At 40.6% G+C, this 1,087-nt stretch carries 3 protein-coding genes; 2 read left to right on the top strand and 1 reads right to left on the bottom strand.

The features are described 5' to 3' along the window. Nucleotides 1–35 precede the first annotated feature (35 nt). The gene (locus tag AAFM34_RS20680) at nt 36–233 is read left to right on the top strand and encodes a hypothetical protein (protein ID WP_341666123.1); all 198 of its coding nucleotides are present in this window, start codon (nt 36–38) and stop codon (nt 231–233) included. A 32-nt stretch (nt 234–265) separates the two neighbouring features. After that, nucleotides 266–775 carry an HNH endonuclease gene (locus tag AAFM34_RS20675; RefSeq protein ID WP_341666121.1) on the top strand — a complete coding sequence of 170 codons (510 nt, stop codon included), beginning with the start codon at nt 266–268 and terminating at the stop codon, nt 773–775. Here AAFM34_RS20675 and AAFM34_RS20670 read toward each other — a convergent pair. Next, nucleotides 776–1,087 (bottom strand): YbaN family protein (locus AAFM34_RS20670; protein ID WP_341666119.1); only part of this gene is annotated, 312 nt, incomplete at its 5' end.

The following is a 1,087-nucleotide window of genomic DNA, read 5'->3' as shown; positions in this document are numbered from 1 at the left end:
ATGCAAGGCGAAAATGAAGAAGGAAAATCTATCTAATGTATAAACTTGTTCTCATTAGTTTAATGTTAAATTCAAGCTCTCAAGACATTGAGCCATTTGTAGAAGGCTGGTGGACCTATGACAGTTTGTTTGAATGTTTTCACGCAAGAGATGCACTTGGACAAGAAGCATCAGGGAAACCAGGTTATTTCCCACAAGGTATGCAAGCGGTTTGTATACCTCATCCAGCATAATATAAATACTTTTATAGAAGAGGAATAGCAACTTGGGACATACCCTTTTGTTAAATGCAGACGCACAGCCTGTTTCATATCTACCCTTATCCGCTATCAAATGGAAAGAAGCAATAACCTATCTATGGTTAGACAAAGTGACTGTTCTTGAATGGTATGATGATTGGATGGTGCATAGTGCTAGTTGGGAAACAAAAGTACCTGCTGTTATAATGTTGAAAGAAATGCAAAGGCGACGGCGACGGCCTAGATTTTCAAAAGCCAACTTATTCATACGCGACCTTTACACCTGCCAATATTGCAACACCCCTTATACAAAAAATAACCTAACTCTTGATCATGTGCTACCTCTTAGCAAAGGTGGCCGCACGAAATGGGAAAACATTGTTGCCGCCTGCGGGCCTTGTAATACACGCAAAGGAAATAAAACGCATATGAAGCCTATCCATACTCCATATGCGCCTGATTATTATGAACTTGTTGACAAGCGTAAAAGGTTAGACATGCAGATAGCACATCCTAGCTGGAACGCATATATTTGATTATTTCAGCCACGCTATCTTTTCGCCAGCCTTAACTCTTCGATTGTATTCTTCAACAGAGCCTGGATATCTCCATGCCCATATTGCTACCAATACCATGAAGCCGCCGCTCCATAAGATTGCGTTAAGGTTTGCTGTAAAGTAGTATGTAAAGACCAGTGTTGAAGCCATCACTGCTACCATTAGGTATTTTCCTCTAGTAGGAAATACCCGTTTCTTATTCCAATTGGTTAAGAACTTACCAAACCATGGATGGTTGTATAACCACTTTTCCATTTTAGGTGAGCTCTTTGCGAACGCCCAAGCTGCAAT

It is taken from the genome of Vibrio sp. (assembly GCF_038138445.1).
In the GTDB taxonomy this organism is placed as follows: Bacteria; Pseudomonadota; Gammaproteobacteria; order Enterobacterales; family Vibrionaceae; genus Vibrio.
Note: the sequence above shows the minus strand (reverse complement) of the source record. Positions and strands in the feature narration are given on the sequence as shown.

Bases quoted from the DNA above. Each gene is read 5' to 3' on its own strand.
- AAFM34_RS20680 (WP_341666123.1), top strand. From the start codon at position 36: ATGTATAAACTTGTTCTCATTAGTTTAATGTTAAATTCAAGCTCTCAA.